Annotated in this window: 14 protein-coding genes and 2 pseudogenes; 7 read left to right on the top strand and 9 right to left on the bottom strand. The window is 70.7% G+C overall.

The features are described from left to right. Positions 1–196 precede the first annotated feature (196 nt). From ACGFXC_RS35735 to ACGFXC_RS35725, 3 genes and pseudogenes are all read right to left on the bottom strand, one after another. The gene (locus ACGFXC_RS35735; RefSeq protein ID WP_393719091.1) at positions 197–1,096 is read right to left on the bottom strand and encodes an alpha/beta fold hydrolase; all 900 of its coding nucleotides are present in this window, start codon (positions 1,094–1,096) and stop codon (positions 197–199) included. Between the two features lie 180 nt (positions 1,097–1,276). Next, positions 1,277–3,157 carry a glycosyl hydrolase family 18 protein gene (locus ACGFXC_RS35730; protein WP_393719090.1) on the bottom strand — a complete coding sequence of 627 codons (1,881 nt, stop codon included), beginning with the start codon at positions 3,155–3,157 and terminating at the stop codon, positions 1,277–1,279. Positions 3,158–3,581: 424 nt separating this feature from the next. Beyond that, a pseudogene (locus ACGFXC_RS35725) lies at positions 3,582–3,964 on the bottom strand (IS21 family transposase); the annotation flags it as partial. Here ACGFXC_RS35725 and ACGFXC_RS35720 point away from each other — a divergent pair. From ACGFXC_RS35720 to ACGFXC_RS35710, 3 genes are all read left to right on the top strand, one after another. Next, positions 3,881–4,384 carry a helicase associated domain-containing protein gene (locus tag ACGFXC_RS35720; RefSeq protein WP_393719089.1) on the top strand — a complete coding sequence of 168 codons (504 nt, stop codon included), beginning with the start codon at positions 3,881–3,883 and terminating at the stop codon, positions 4,382–4,384. The pseudogene ACGFXC_RS35725 and the gene ACGFXC_RS35720 sit on opposite strands and share 84 nt — an antisense overlap. After that, a complete protein-coding gene (locus ACGFXC_RS35715; protein ID WP_393719088.1) occupies positions 4,267–5,466 on the top strand; it encodes a helicase associated domain-containing protein in 1,200 nt (399 codons plus the stop codon). Before ACGFXC_RS35720 ends, ACGFXC_RS35715 begins: the two co-directional genes overlap by 118 nt. A 115-nt stretch (positions 5,467–5,581) precedes the next feature. Continuing rightward, positions 5,582–6,370: a hypothetical protein gene (locus tag ACGFXC_RS35710; protein WP_393719087.1), complete on the top strand. Its 789-nt coding sequence runs from the start codon at positions 5,582–5,584 to the stop codon at positions 6,368–6,370. 428 nt (positions 6,371–6,798) lie between these two features. On the opposite strand, the gene ACGFXC_RS35705 is transcribed toward ACGFXC_RS35710, so the two are convergent. Continuing rightward, on the bottom strand, positions 6,799–6,936 hold the full coding sequence (locus ACGFXC_RS35705; protein WP_393719086.1) for a hypothetical protein: 138 nt from the start codon (positions 6,934–6,936) through the stop codon (positions 6,799–6,801). A gap of 54 nt (positions 6,937–6,990) precedes the next feature. Between ACGFXC_RS35705 and ACGFXC_RS35700 the strand changes: the two genes are divergently transcribed. Further along, positions 6,991–7,239: a MarR family winged helix-turn-helix transcriptional regulator gene (locus tag ACGFXC_RS35700; protein ID WP_393719085.1), complete on the top strand. Its 249-nt coding sequence runs from the start codon at positions 6,991–6,993 to the stop codon at positions 7,237–7,239. A 693-nt stretch (positions 7,240–7,932) separates the two neighbouring features. Here ACGFXC_RS35700 and ACGFXC_RS35695 read toward each other — a convergent pair. Continuing rightward, the gene (locus ACGFXC_RS35695) at positions 7,933–8,283 is read right to left on the bottom strand and encodes a MerR family transcriptional regulator (RefSeq protein WP_393719084.1); all 351 of its coding nucleotides are present in this window, start codon (positions 8,281–8,283) and stop codon (positions 7,933–7,935) included. A gap of 951 nt (positions 8,284–9,234) precedes the next feature. Here ACGFXC_RS35695 and ACGFXC_RS35690 point away from each other — a divergent pair. Both ACGFXC_RS35690 and ACGFXC_RS35685 read left to right on the top strand, forming a co-directional pair. Next, positions 9,235–9,462 carry a DUF6479 family protein gene (locus tag ACGFXC_RS35690; RefSeq protein WP_393719083.1) on the top strand — a complete coding sequence of 76 codons (228 nt, stop codon included), beginning with the start codon at positions 9,235–9,237 and terminating at the stop codon, positions 9,460–9,462. Positions 9,463–9,654: 192 nt separating this feature from the next. Continuing rightward, positions 9,655–10,128, top strand: coding sequence for a hemerythrin domain-containing protein (locus tag ACGFXC_RS35685; RefSeq protein ID WP_393719082.1), 474 nt, complete (start codon positions 9,655–9,657; stop codon positions 10,126–10,128). A gap of 229 nt (positions 10,129–10,357) precedes the next feature. On the opposite strand, the gene ACGFXC_RS35680 is transcribed toward ACGFXC_RS35685, so the two are convergent. The 4 genes and pseudogenes from ACGFXC_RS35680 to ACGFXC_RS35665 form a co-directional block, all read right to left on the bottom strand. Continuing rightward, a complete protein-coding gene (locus ACGFXC_RS35680) occupies positions 10,358–10,615 on the bottom strand; it encodes a hypothetical protein (RefSeq protein WP_393719081.1) in 258 nt (85 codons plus the stop codon). A 415-nt stretch (positions 10,616–11,030) separates the two neighbouring features. Then, entirely contained in the window at positions 11,031–11,477 is a 447-nt protein-coding gene (locus ACGFXC_RS35675; protein ID WP_393719080.1) for a DUF2267 domain-containing protein, read from the bottom strand. A gap of 64 nt (positions 11,478–11,541) precedes the next feature. Beyond that, positions 11,542–11,957 (bottom strand): annotated as a pseudogene (locus ACGFXC_RS35670) (DUF2267 domain-containing protein). Between the two features lie 103 nt (positions 11,958–12,060). After that, positions 12,061–12,495 carry an Hsp20/alpha crystallin family protein gene (locus tag ACGFXC_RS35665; protein WP_393719079.1) on the bottom strand — a complete coding sequence of 145 codons (435 nt, stop codon included), beginning with the start codon at positions 12,493–12,495 and terminating at the stop codon, positions 12,061–12,063. 128 nt (positions 12,496–12,623) lie between these two features. On the opposite strand from ACGFXC_RS35665, the gene ACGFXC_RS35660 reads away from it, so the two are divergent. Beyond that, positions 12,624–13,289, top strand: a complete 666-nt coding sequence (locus ACGFXC_RS35660) for an HSP18 transcriptional regulator (protein ID WP_393719078.1) — start codon at positions 12,624–12,626, stop codon at positions 13,287–13,289. Positions 13,290–13,745 lie beyond the last annotated feature (456 nt).

The following is a 13,745-nucleotide window of genomic DNA, read 5'->3' as shown; positions in this document are numbered from 1 at the left end:
GCAGGTGGACGCCACTCCCGGGCCGGCCTCTCCCGCCTCCCAGTCCGTGGCCGCCACCAGGTCGGGTTGCTCGATCGTGGATCCGCGTGCGTGCCGGCGCGGTGACTGCCCACGGGGAGCTTGCCTCGCCGAGGTGAACCAGCCTGAACAGCACAGCGGCGTTCACGGCCTCCTGGCGGTGAGCGCATAGCCTGTCTCAGTGGTGGCGGGCCAGCCAGCCAACGATGAGTTGGAGCGTGGGGGCGTCGACCGGCTGCTTCAGGAGACCTCGGTAGGAGCGGATCGTGTGCCGGCCCGGGTCGCGCCGCAGCAGGTGCGTCAGACCCTCAAGCCAGTGCACCTCCGCCTCACCCGGCACGAGACGGCTGATCTCCTCCAGGTCGTCAGGGTCGACCTGGATGTCCTTGTCGCCGGTGACGGCGAGGACCGGCACCGGGATGGCCGCCAGGTCATGGCGGCTGTCGTGGACAAGCATTTCCCGCATCCAGCGGGCATTGACCACGCTCCCCGCGATCTGCACCGTAGGCGTGCAGCTTGACCGCACCCGCTCCAGCGCCCGTTGACCTGCCGGCTCCAGCACCCTGCCGAGGACTCGGGCCGGCGCGGGCAGGCCTGCCGTCAGCGAGCGGATCTGCCAGCGCAGTGCGGACTCTCCCGTCCGAGCGTAGCCGGCCAGCAGCACGACCGCACAGACCCGCTCATGTACTGCGATGGCCATGCCGTGCACAGCTCCTTCACTGTGGCCCACGATACTCACTGAATCGGCCTGGATCTCCGGTCGGTCGGCCAGTGCGTGAAGAGCGGCGGCGGCGTCTTCACGGTTGCCGGTGAAGCCGCTGTCGCGCCAGGAACCGGGGGTGCGGCCGGTTCCGCGACGGTCGTAGCGCAGGGATGCGATCCCGGCGGCTGCCAGAGCGGAGGCCAGCGACGGTCCCAGGTCCATGCGGAGGCGGAGGGTGTTGCCGTCGCGGTCCAGCGGACCCGATCCCTGCAGCATCAGAGCGGCCGGGAAGGGCCCCGGCCCGTCGGGAAGAGTGAGGGTTCCGGCCAGCGGTGTTCCGTCGGAGGCCAGGATGGTCATCGGGAGGTCGAGCACAGCACGAATTCCATTCTTCGCAATGTGGTCATGCCCTGTGCGACGTCGCACGCGGCGGTCGCAGCAGTCGGTCTGACGACCGTCGACGGGCCGGACCATCAACAGCCCGCACACGAGTGCAGACAGGCGCGGCCGGGGAGACGAGCAAGCGGCCCCGTCCTCCCCGGCCGCACCGGCTGGTTACTGGAGGCCGGCGTGGACCGCGCTGGCGAGTTCGCCGTTGGCGGTGTCGCCGCTGAACTCCCAGTAGAACGCGCCCCGCAGGCCCTGCTGCTTCACCCAGGCCATCTTGGAGGTGATGGTGGCGGGGGTGTCGTAGCTCCACCAGTTGCTGCCGCACTTCGCGTAGGCGGTGCCGGCCACGGTGCCCGTGGCGGGGCAGGTGTTCTTCAGAACCTTGTAGTCCTCGTTTCCGGCCTCGTAGGTGCCGGGGGCGGGACCGGTGGCGGTCCCGCCGGGAGCGTCCTGGGTGACTCCGGTCCAGCCGCGGCCGTAGAAGCCGATGCCGAGGTTGAGCTTGGAGCCGGCGATGCCCTTGTTCTTGAGCTTGGTGATCGCGGCTTCGGAGTTGAAGCCGTCCTTCGGGATGCCCGTGTAGGAGGTGAGGGGGGAGTGCGGGGCGGTGGGGCCCTTGGCATCCCACGAGCCGAAGAAGTCGTACGTCATGACGTTGTAGAAGTCGACGTACTGGGCGGCGCCGGCGTAGTCGGCCTGGTTGAGCTTGCCGCCGTTCGTGCCGTCGGCGGAGATCGCCGCGGTGACCAGGTTGGAGCCGCCGAACCTGCTGCGAAGCGCCTGCATGAGGTTCTTGTAGGAGGCGGCGCCGCTGGTGTCGCAGGACAGTCCGCAGGCGTTCGGGTACTCCCAGTCGATGTCGATGCCGTCGAAGACATCGGCCCAGCGCGGGTCCTCCACCAGCTTGTAGCAGGACTCCGCGAATGTGGTCGGGTTGGCCGCGGCCTGGCCGAAGCCGCCGGACCAGGTCCAGCCGCCGAAGGACCAGAGGATCTTGATGTTCGGGTACTGCTTCTTCAGCTTGCGCAGCTGGTTGAAGCTGCCTCGCAGGGCGCCGTCCTCCCAGGTGTCGGCGACACCGTCCACGCTCTCGGCCGCGGTGTAGGCACGGTCGTAGTCGGCGTAGCTGTCACCGACGGTACAGGCGCCGTTCTGGACGTTGCCGAACGCGAAGTTGATGTGGGTGATCTTCGACGCGGTGCCCGAGGTCACCAGGTTCTTCACCTGGTAGTTGCGCCCGTAGGTGCCCCAGTCGGTGAAGTACCCGAGCTTGACCTTGCCACCCGGGTCGACCACACCGCCGGCGGTGGTGACCGAGAGGGCGCCGGACACGGGACCCATCTGGTCCGCGGTGTCGCGGGCGACGACCGTGTAGCTGTAGGAGGTCGCCTTGGTCAGGCCCGAGTCCGCGTACGAGGTACCCGTCACGGTGGTGATCTTCGTGCCGTTGCGCAGCACGTCGTAGTTCTTGACGCCCTTGTCGTCCGTGGCCGCCGCCCAGCTCAGGGTCAGCGAGGTGTCCGTGACATTGCCGGCGGCCGGGGTACCCGGAGCGCCGGGTGCCTTGTCGCCGGGGTTGGTCGGGCTCGGGGTGGGTGTCGGGTCACCGGTGCAGGTGTAGGGGCTCCAGAACCAGGTGGACACCGTCGGGTCGTAGCCCGGGTTGTCGTGCGTGGCGATGTAGTACTGCCCGTTCAGCGTGTACGTCACCACCGCGCCGGTCGCGTACTGCGTCCCCGCCATCCACGCGGGGTGGCTGCAGGACGGGCTCGTGGGCGTCGGTGTCGGGGTCGGTGTCGGTGTCGGGTCCCCGGGCCCGGGGCCGCAGGCGCCCTTGTCGGCCCAGACGCCCGAACCTCCGGCGGACGGGGCCTCACCCTGCGTCCACCACTTGGCATCCCAGTTGTGGCCGTTGTACGAAGCGGTGGAGCCACCCGTATAGACGGCGGTAGCGGAGTAGGGCGTGGAGCACTCCGCCGCGAAAGCCGGAGAACTGAGCGGAGAGAACGATATGAGGCCCACAGCGGCGGCAGCCGCAGCGGTCATGGCAACAACTTTCCGTCTGGACACGTACCACTCCTTGCCCGGGGAAACGGGCCCGCCACCTGTGGCGGGCCGACCCGGCCAAAGTAGAAGGTGATCTCCCATGCGGGGCATCCCCCGTGAGTGGACGACGGGGTAGCTCGCATGGGGGATGCACGGGCGGCCCAGCCGCCACCCATGCGGCGTCGACGCTGCCTCGCCCAGCGGCCCGGGCGGCGGATGTCTCCGCGATGAGCTCGGGGCGGAGCAGGCGCGCGTCCAGGACGCCGGGAGCACCGCACGCCGGGACAGCGCGGCGATCCACGAGGGATCGGTCGGCGCCAGGCCGCGGTCCGGTGCGCGGAAGGCAGCGGACCTGAGCGCGGCGCAGTGGGGTGGGGCGGCCCGGTGTGGCCATGGCGGCGCATGACGGAATGAGGTTAGCTGCGATCGCGGCCACCATCTTCGTCTTCATCCGGCGGACCCCGGCTGCCCCGGCCTCGATCAGCCAGCTCGCGGCACCCGGCCCGAGCTGGAGGAACGCGGATTCCTCTGCCGAGGGGGCTTTCGGCCTCCGGTCGCCTTCCTTGTCCTCGCGGGGCGGGTGGTGGCCGTCGTCCAGGACCGCGCTGCCGGGCTCGCCGCGGTGGTGGCGGGCGACCTCGCGGGCGGAGCCGGCCTCGTCGACGGCGGTGACGATCAGCTCGTCGCCATGGAAACGTGCCCAGACCCGGTGTCGATGAGCTCGTGCTGGACCGACGAGCGGACGGCCTCGACGGAGATCGTCGATTCCCGGGTGACCCGGCGGGTGGTGCGTTCCCCGCCCGTGAAGCCCATCACGGCAATCCGTTTGTGGACCACGTCCGCGCGGATCCTGCCCCGGGAGCGGACCACCAGTTCACCGCACCGTGGAGGCGCAGGGTTCGCCGAGGGACTGGACCGCGTGGCGCGCCGCTTCACTCTGCCGATCCGGCCCGGTATCCCGGATCCGCGTGGACCGGGTGGCTGCGCGGAGAGCACGAGGCGAAGCACCGGGCAGCGGTCCTCGCGGACTTCGGGCGCCGTGTGCGCGGCGGGCGGCACTGCGCCAAAAGCCCGGAGCAGGGCAGATGGCGACGCGGCTACGAAGCCGCATGGCGCTACCCGGAACGGGCCCGGGACCTGGAGGTCCCGTACGACCAGACCGAAGGTGCCTACCCGCTCGGGAGGTGGTTGTCCGACTGGCGGCGCACCTACCGAGCCGGGCCATGACCGGGCGGCGCGCGGCCGAGCTGGAGCAGCTCGGGATCGTGTGGGACACCCCGGACGCCGGCTTCGCCGGGAGACTCACCGTCGCGCAGGCGTACTACGAGCAGCACGGGACCCTTGCCGCGCCGCGGCATGTGACCTCGATGGACCAGGCGATCGGCCAGTGGCTCACCACCATCCGCCGAGCCGGCCGTGATCGACCCGCCTGGAACCCGGGCACGTACAGACGGACCGTCGACTGGCAGCGGCAGTACGCCTACCTCGCCCCGTTCCCCGACGACGGCGCGCTCCTGCCCACGATCACACCGGGCGTCACCCGGCACGGCGACGACCGGGCGGAGCTGGCCCGGCGGGACTGGAGGACGGACCCCGTACGGGCGACAGGCAGCGGGCGGCGGCCGGGGGCGGGAATGGGCCGCCGCCAAGGAGACACGCACCCGCTGGGCGGGGCGCGGCCGGAGTGGAGGGCTGGGGTCGTCAGGCGTGGAGGGTCGCGTCCGCGAGACGCCAGGCCTCGGCCGAGCCGCCGCTTCGCTTCCAGGCGCCCTTCCTTGCAGGAGGTGTCGGTGGCGAGGCCGACCAGGCGCGCGGAGCCGCCCTGGCCACGGATCCGGTCCGTGCGGCCCGGTGAGCACGGGCCAAGGGCGCGAAGCGCCCAGGAGACCGGCCTGCGTCTCGGCCAGCACGTCCTTGACGAGCCCGACGATCGTGGCGTGCCCGAGCAGGTTGCCGCCGAGCTGCTCGTGGGATTCGTGAGGTCGCCGAGGTCCAGATCCCGGAGCATGTCCAGGCCCTTGGCCAGCGGGCCCCGGGAACCCTTTGCGTCCGTACTCGCGGGCGGCGTCCACGGATCGTCGGCCTACCGGCGCAGCAGCGGCTGGAGCGGGCTCGGCGGTCGGGGCGGTACTCGGCACAGCGGCGGGTGCGGGCAGCCGGGCGCGGGCCGGAGCGGGGGTGGGCCGGGGCGGGGGCGCCGCCGGGTGAGGGACTTCTGGGACGGGTGGGAAAGCACCGAAGGTGGCGCGAATTGCTCTGGAGGGCCACGGGCTTGGTTTCGTCTCCAAGATCCAGGACATCCGGGCTGAAACACACCACGCCGACTCAGCGGAGCGGAGCCCGGCCACCATCATCTCGGTTGCGTCGCAACCGAGTTGGTGTGGCGGAGCGCGGTCCTGCTGACTATCGAGGGAGCACACCGAAATGCTGAAGACAGCTAGGACGCTCAACCGTGGGATTCTCCTTCCCGCCGTCGCATGTGCCGCCCTGGCCATCGGTGCGACCTCCTGTTCCGGGGCGAAGGACTCCGCCACGGACGGCAAGAACAGAGAGAGCGGGAAGGAACAGGCCTTCGCGGGGAGTTCGCCGGACGAGATCGCAGACAAGGCCGTCGCCGCCACCAAGAAGGCGCAGTCGCTGCGTCTCACCAGCGAGACGAACGCGGATGGCAAGTCGGCCTCGGCCGACTACCTCGTCGACACCAAGGGCAGCTGTCAGGGCACGAACACCGTGCAGGACGCGAAGGCCGAGATGCGGCGCATCGGGCCGGACACCTTCATCAAGGGCAACCAAAGCTACTGGGAAGCGGCCGCCAAGCAGCAGGGCGGCGAGGCGAAGGCGCAGCAGAGCGTGGAAGCTTTCAAGGACAAGTGGGTCAAGCTGCCCGCATCGGGCGCCAAGGCCGCGCAGGCCGGCTGTGACAAGGACGCGATTCTGGCGGCCCTCGACAATGACAAGTCCGAGCGGCAGGGCATGGCTCGGGGCGCCGACGCCCAGGTCAACGGGCAGAACACCGCGACGTTGACCAAGACGACCGCCGAAGGGGAGACCCTGACCGTCCACGTTGCCACGGAGGGCGAGCCGTACATCCTCAAGATCGACGGCAAGGGCGCCAAGGGGAACTCCACCACCTCCTTCGCGGACTTCAACAAGCCCGTCGAGCCGCAGGCTCCCCCGGCAGACGAGGTCGTCGACGCCGCCAAGCCGCAGTAGAAGGCGGGCTGCCGGGGATATCAGGCGCCGGTGGGCTGACGGCCGAGTCCGGGGCGGCCCGGTAGGCATCGTCGCGGTGGAGCGTCCCCAGCACCGCGACGGCGCCCGCCCCGCACCACGGGCACCACCCTCGGCCACCGAGGCTCCGCCCGTCACGAACGGGTGGGGCCTGGTGGTGCGATCAGGTGAGGGCGAGCCGATCGGTGATCGCGGCGCGGGCGATCGCGGGCGGAAGTGTCGTATGCCTGTTCGTGAGCCCGTGCCTCGCTGAGCCGGTCGAAGTAGGGCCGGTGACAGTCGTGAGGCCCGGGTCCGTGATCAGCCGCATCGTGGGCCGCACCCCCGCGTCCGTCCCGGCCTGAGACACAAGGCCGTACTCGCGCACCGCTCCCGTATCCATGAGGTGGGCAGGGTGCAGGGCATGTCGGTCACCCGAGGGCTGCGAGCTCCTCCGCCAGGCCGGAGGTCGACATGATCATCGCGAGTTTGCTCCGGCAGCACGCTTCGAGTCCCTCATGGCCGCGTTCCATCATGACGTCGTCGAAGTCGATGGGCGCTTGTCCCACCGAGGCCACGTTGACGACGCGCGAGGGGGGCGGAGGCCGACAGCAGCGGCAGCAGTGAAGACGGTGGGGCTCACCGTGGTACAGAACCTTGAGGAGCGGGGGTTGGTCACCAGGGCGCAGCACCCCTGGCACCACAAGGTCCTGGAGGTCCGTCTCACCGATGCGGGGGCCGAGCTCCTCGCTCACGCCGACCGGGAAACCGTGCGCATCGACCGCACGATCTTCGATGAGCTCACTCCGGAGGAGCGCGACTCTCTGAAGAGTCTGCTGGCGCGTTGTGTTGATGCCCTCCACCGCAGTTGACCCGGAAATGCGGCACGTCTCGGCAGCATGTCGGCGCAGGCACCGGCTTCGGATGGGTCAGGGTGGCGGCGATCGCGCCGGTGATCGTTTCGGTGGTGTCGTGGAGGCGTGCCTTCGTCCGGCCGCGGAAGCTGGGCCGGTACAGGCAGGACAGGGGCCCGGCGACCAGCCCATCCACCCCCGATACGCCGGTCCGGGTGACCAGCCGCTCCCCGAAGTTCTGCTCGTAGGCCGCCCCGGCGGCCAGGACGTGCGCGGGCGGGCGGGATGCACTCCGCGGGCCTGGGCGTGCGGGCGGGGTCGACAGGGCGCGGCCGACAGGGCGCGGCCGGGTTGGGGGCCATCCGGGCACCGGCCGGGCCCTGCCCGCGCGGGTACCCGTCGTGCGCCGGCATCCCGCCGCACGCACCCGTCCGTCCCGGGCAGCCCGCCAGCCCGCCAGCCCGCACAACGTCACCCGGGCCGAGTCGTCCAGGTGGAGGCGCCGGCTGCGGAGCGGAGAATCCGCGAGCTCCACCCCGGATACGTCTGCCACCAGCGGGCCGGTCAGGCACTCCGCGCTCGCGGCCGGCCCCACCTGCCGGGCCTGCTGGAGGACCGGCGTCATCGCCTTCTTCACCATCACCCCGGCACGACCGGCCGCGCCGACGGCCGCCCGCAGGAACAGGGCCCGAGACCCTCGCCAGGTGTTCTTCAGCCCGCGGAGGGTGGGGGCTGCTCGCCGGCGCGGCGGTACTGGGAGTTGAGGCGTTGGGCTTCTTCGAGCTGGTCTTCGAGGATCACGATCCGGCAGGCCGCCTCGATGGGGGTGCCCTGGTCGACGAGTTCGCGGGCGCGGGCCGCGATGCGGAGCTGGTAGCGGGAGTAGCGGCGGTGGCCGCCCGGCGAGCGGAGCGGGGTGATCAGGCAGTATTCGCCGAGGGCGCGGAGGAAGCCTTGGGTGGTGCCGAGCATGTCGGCGGCGCGGCCCATGGTGTAGGCGGGGAAATCGTCGTCGTCCAGGTGCCCGGCGAGCGGCCCGCCGGTCGGGTTTCCTGCGGTCATCGAACCTCTCTGTGGAACGCGTGGAGGGGCCCGGGAGCTGTTGCTCCCGGGCCCCGAAGGAACTGCTACACCATCTGCCGGCCCTGATCGTGCGCCGGCCTTCTGTTTCCGCCCACCCGACCTGAAGGTCGTCGGGAGTGCGGGGATCGCGGATGCGTGACCTCAGACCACCTCACTATCGATGTCCTGCGGTACCCGGACTCGCGTGGCGTCCGGGCGATCCCGATGATGCTCGGCCCCTCCGTTCTATCCCTCTGGCCATCAACTACTTACCAAGCGGGTACTGCGTACTGCTGGTACTGCGAACCGCCGTGAGGCGGGTACCGCTCTTACTGCTGGTGGCCTCTTCCAGCGCCACTTCGGCAGCCAGCCCCGTTGCCCATCGTGCGTCTGCTCTGGCTTGGAACCCCACTGCCGAACCTCCCGGTGCGCGCGCCCGCAGCCGACGCCTTCACCGAGGTACTTCACCAACATCGCTGCCGGGTACTTCCACCTGCGGCGGCCCCTGATCACTGCGGGCCACCCGGTCCGGTCATCAGTCCCGTCGCCGTCCCGCGAAAGCCATGGCTTCGACACTCCACAACCGCACCGTTCTGCGTACTGCAACTACGGGTCCTGCGGTCCTGCCCGCCCGGCAGTTCGTGTCTGCCGGGCCCTGCGGTCCTTCTTGGTTACGAGAGAAACCATAACCAGACTGACACCCAATGTCTACCCCGGCCAACACAGATTTTTGTTCGCACCACAGAGAGGTAATCGACCTCGCAGGGAACGGGGTGACCGAGGGTGCCGACGGGCCGGCCGGAGCCGCGCGGGTACGAGAGCTGTGGGGCAGGGCAGGTCCGGACCCCGTACGGCGCTGTCCGCCGTTCTCCGATCGCGCCGGGGTGCACCGCTGCATGGGGTGACCGGAACCGGGTAGCCGCCGTACTCCCCGCACAAGAAGGAGACTCCATGCTTTCCACCACTGTCCTGGCCGCCGAGAAGGAGACGGGCCCGCTCCTGCTCATCATCGTCGGTGTGGTCGTGGCCGCACTCCTCCTGGCCGGGTTCTGGTGGGGCAGCAGGCGCGCGGCCCGACGGCACGAGCCGCCCGTCGAACCCCTCCAGGGCACCCAGTCTCGCCAGGACTCCTGGCAGACCCCCCAGGACGACCCCGAGCAAGGCCACCCCCACCGCTGACCACCCGCATCCGCGCGACTCCCGCTCCGCGAGGTCAAGGGGTTCCCGTTCGTGCGGCGCGGCGTACGGAGCAGATGCGTCACCCCTGCGGGCCAACGGGTCGACGTGGTTGCGCCGGACGCGCCTCTTGCGGGTAGACCGCCTTCGGTGGCCGTCCGGGTCAACCGATGACGCTCAGGAGACGAGGCGCCCGTGGACGGGATCGTGCTGCTCAAGGAAGACCACAAGACGGTCGAGAAGCTGTTCAAGCAGTTCGAGAAGGCCGGCGAGGAGGCTTGCGCCGAGAAGCGGAAGATCGTCGACCAGGTGATCGAAGAGCTCACCACGCACACCTGGATCGAGGAGAAGATCTTCTACCCGGCCGCCCGCGAAGCCGCCCCCGACACCAAGGACCACGTCCTGGAGAGCGTCGAGGAGCACCACGTGGTGCTGTGGATGCTCTCCGAGCTGAAGGGCATGGACCCCGAGGACGAGCGGTTCGACGCCAAGATGTCGGTCCTGATGGAGAACGTCCGCCACCACGTCGAGGAAGAGGAGAAGGAGTGGTTCCCCGACGTCCGCAAGGCCATGGGCCGCAACCGCCTCACCGAACTCGGCGAGCAGATGGAGGCGGCGAAGAAGAAGGCACCGGGTGAGCCCCTCGCCGTCCCCAGCGCCAAGCAGTAGCAGAGCCGGAAGGCGGACGGCATCCCCATCGCCGTCCGCCTTCTCCGCGCCCCGGGCACTGCCCGGCCGGCCGGCGACAGGCCGGGGCCGGGCCCCGCGGGAGGAACACGTCTTCCTCACCGCTTCCCCTCGCACCGTCCCCTGCCGATTCCGTGGCCGCAGCGCCGGATGACGCATGGGGGTGACTCCGGGGACGGCGCCGTGGACGCCGGAACGCGAGGGCTCGTGATCAGCGGTGGTGCGGCTTCACGCCTGGGGCCGTACTGGCGTCGGCGCGGGGTGCGGTGCGGTCCGCGTCCACGCCGAGTCTGTGGGGGTGGACGCAGGCCGGAATGCGGCCGGCCGGGTAGCGGTATCCGTCCGCCGGGTCGAAGGGACACTCGCGGGAAGGCCGGTCGTGGGCGACGAACGCGGCGCGGGGCAGCCGTGGCGCCGGGCAGATCACGCACACGGCATGCTCCGGATCCGTCACGAACGGCGGCTGCACAACGGGACGGTAGCCGTACCGGCTGCAAACGGGCAGACACGGGCGAAGCCCACCCGGTGCGTTGCCGGCGAGCCGCGACACATGGTCCGACACATGGTCCTCCCTGGCGGAAGCCCCGGAAAGAGCGCGCCTCGGCCCCTTGCGGCGTGAGCCGGTCCGGGCCGGAGTCCCCGCCGGACCGAACCCTCCGGAGGGGGTGCGGGTGTGCTGGTCACGGGCCGGCAGTCCGGGCTTCGTCGCGTCACGGCCGAGCTGGCCGGGACGACGGATCCCCGGGGTGCAGTGGGCATCGCCGAGCGGTACGCCGTCGCCGGGTTCCGCCGATTGCCCACCGAGCGCGGCCGACGTACCCGCGATCGCACCGATCTCACCGGCCTTGCCGGGCCGGGCCCGTTGGGGCGGCAGGTGGATTCGGTCAGGCGGCGATCGGTTCACGGCGGCGCAGTTGTGCCTGTCCGAAGAGCAGGGCCCAGCCGTCGGGGAGCCGGTTCAGGATACGGGCGGTGAGGTCGTCTCCGGCGAGGCGCTTGACGGTGGCGAGGACGGCGCCGGCGTCCCAGCGGACCGTGGCCGGGGTGGCCCCCGTACGGGCGGCAAGGTCCTTCACGAAGCCCCAGCCCGTGAGGGGCTCGATGGCGTGGACGGATGTGGTGAGGGCGAGGCCGGCCTCGATGGGCAGGCACCGGGCGAGGTCGGCGCGTTCCTGACCGGTGACCTGGCGGCCGAGGGCGGCCAGGACCTGGTGGACGGCTTCCGCGGCGCGCTCTCGGGTGGGGTAGGCGCCCTCGTAACGCACGCGTTCCAGCATCTGTTCGAACGTCATGGCCGTCGGGGAGGCGTTCGGTCGAGGCTGGTCGTACATGGCTGCGGTTGCCTTTCTCTGCGGAGGGTGTCCGGCCTCGGGCCGGTGGTGGTGGCGGCGGCGGTCAGGCGTGCTGGGGGCGGCCGAAAAGGAGGGCGTGTAGCCGGGTGGGAGCTGGGGAGGAACTCGCCGGTGAGGTCATCGCCCGCCGCCGCGGCGGCCGTGGACAGGACAGGACCGCGCCGATGTCCCCCCACAGGGCTGTGCTCTCGGTGGCGCCGTCCATCCGGGCCGCGGTCGCGCGGACGAACCGCTGCGGCGAGAGCGGTTTCCACGGCCTGTAGCGGATGGGAAGGATCAGCGCGTACGTTTGGGGCAGTCGGGCGGCGAGTTCGGCACGCACCGTGCCGACCAGATGTGCGCCGAGCAGGGCCGGGACGACGCGGGCCACCCGGTCGGCTTGCCCCACGGTCGCGTACGCGCCGTGGCCTTGGACGTGGACGTGGACGTGGACAGGAACGCTTCCCTGCGGATCGACATGACGTCACCTCCGGCGAAGGCGGAAGGGTCGAGGGTGCGGAGGGCGGGATGCCGGAGGGGGGAATCGGCTTTTCCCGCCCTCCGCGGCCGGCCGCGGGGGCGTTCAGCCGGAGATCTGCCTGCGGCCGGATCCGGCGCCGATGCTGATCTTGCGGGGCTTGGCACGCTCGGCGATCGGGATGCGCAGGGTCAGGACACCCGCGTCGTAATCGGCCTCGATGCGCTCGGTGTCCAGAGTGTCGGCCAGCATGATCTGGCGGGAGAAGACGCCCAGGGGGCGTTCGGAGAGTTCCATCTTGACGGAGTCGGCGTTGGCTGCCGGGCGGCGTTCCGCCTTCACGGTCAGCATGTTCCGCTCGACGTCGATGTCGATCGCCTCCGGATTCACGCCGGGCAGGTCGAACGCGATCACGTACGCGTCGCCCTCCCGGTAGGCATCCATCGGCATCACCGACGGCTTCGACCACGTACCCGACGTGCCCGACAGCTGCTGGACGATCCGGTCCATCTCGCGGAACGGGTCAGTGCGCATCAACATCGCGAAACACCTCCAGTTGGTTCAGGCAGAAACTGCCAATGCGCTTCAACGTGCCTCCGTTGTAGCATGTCATCGAAACGATGACAAGCAACAGGTCATCCGGAGGACGACAAGAGACGGAGAGGCCCATGACAGAAGCCGAACGGTCGGCCGAGCCGGTTTCCCTCCGGGCCGCCACGGCGGCCCTGGAAGCCATCGACCAGTCCGTGAAGAACGCCCACCGCCCCTCCGCCCGGACAGCCGATGCCCCAGAGCCGTCCACGCCTGAGCCCGGCCAGTCCGCCTTGGCCGCACTGCTCACCCTGCGCGAAGTGCGGGAGCAACTGGCCGGCTGGGAAAGTGGGCTGATCGAGATCGCCCGCGGCCAGGGGGCGAGCTGGGCCGACCTCGCAGGCCCCCTCGGCGTCGCCTCCCGCCAGGCCGCCGAACGCCGCTACCTTCGCCTGCGCCCCGGCAAGAAGGGCTCCACCGGCGAAGAACGCGTACAGTCCGTCCGCGATCAACGCGCCGCCGACCGCACCGTGGCGGCCTGGGCCGAGACCAACGCGGGCCGGCTGCGCCAGCTCGCCGGACAAATCCTCGGACTCGGCGACCTCCCCGCAGGATCAGGCGGCCGGATCGACGAGCTGACCGCTGCCCTCGGCCAACCGGACACCGCGCGCCTCGCCGAGGCCCTCACCGCCACCCACCCCGACCTACGCGAGCACCACCGCGAACTCGCCACGCGCGTCGACGACCTCCGCAAGGAAACCCACCGGCTCCGCTCGGACAGCGACGAAAAGCGCAAGAACTGACCACGCACCAGGCCTTGGCCCGACCCACTCCCCCACCCCTGCCAACCCCAGCCCCAGCCCCAGCCCCCGGAGTGCCTCCGATGATCACCCAGCGCAGCCGCCCCCTCCTCGGCTCAACGCCCTGATCACCGCCCGCGTCGGCGCCGAGAAGAAGAGCACCGAGATCCGGCTGACCGGCCTCAACCGTCAGACACGGCGCCTCCTCGAAGCAACCGACACCCTCCCCTCTTCACCATCCCGTAGAGACAGCCGCTCCCGGGCCGCGTCCACAGTTGTTCGGACGGACCGTGCACGCGAGCGCGCGAGCACAGGTGCGTACCCGGCTCCCCACGCGGTCTCGCCTCGCGACCCGGCGCGGCCCCGCCGGCAGGCCGTGGACTGGCCGCGCACGGGCGCGGTGCCGTCGTGACGGTGCGGACGAGTGCGGCCGCCGTGCTCGGAGGCGAGCAGTCCCTG

It is taken from the genome of Streptomyces sp. NPDC048507 (assembly GCF_043199995.1).
Lineage (GTDB): Bacteria > Actinomycetota > Actinomycetes > Streptomycetales > Streptomycetaceae > Streptomyces.
Note: the sequence above shows the minus strand (reverse complement) of the source record. Positions and strands in the feature narration are given on the sequence as shown.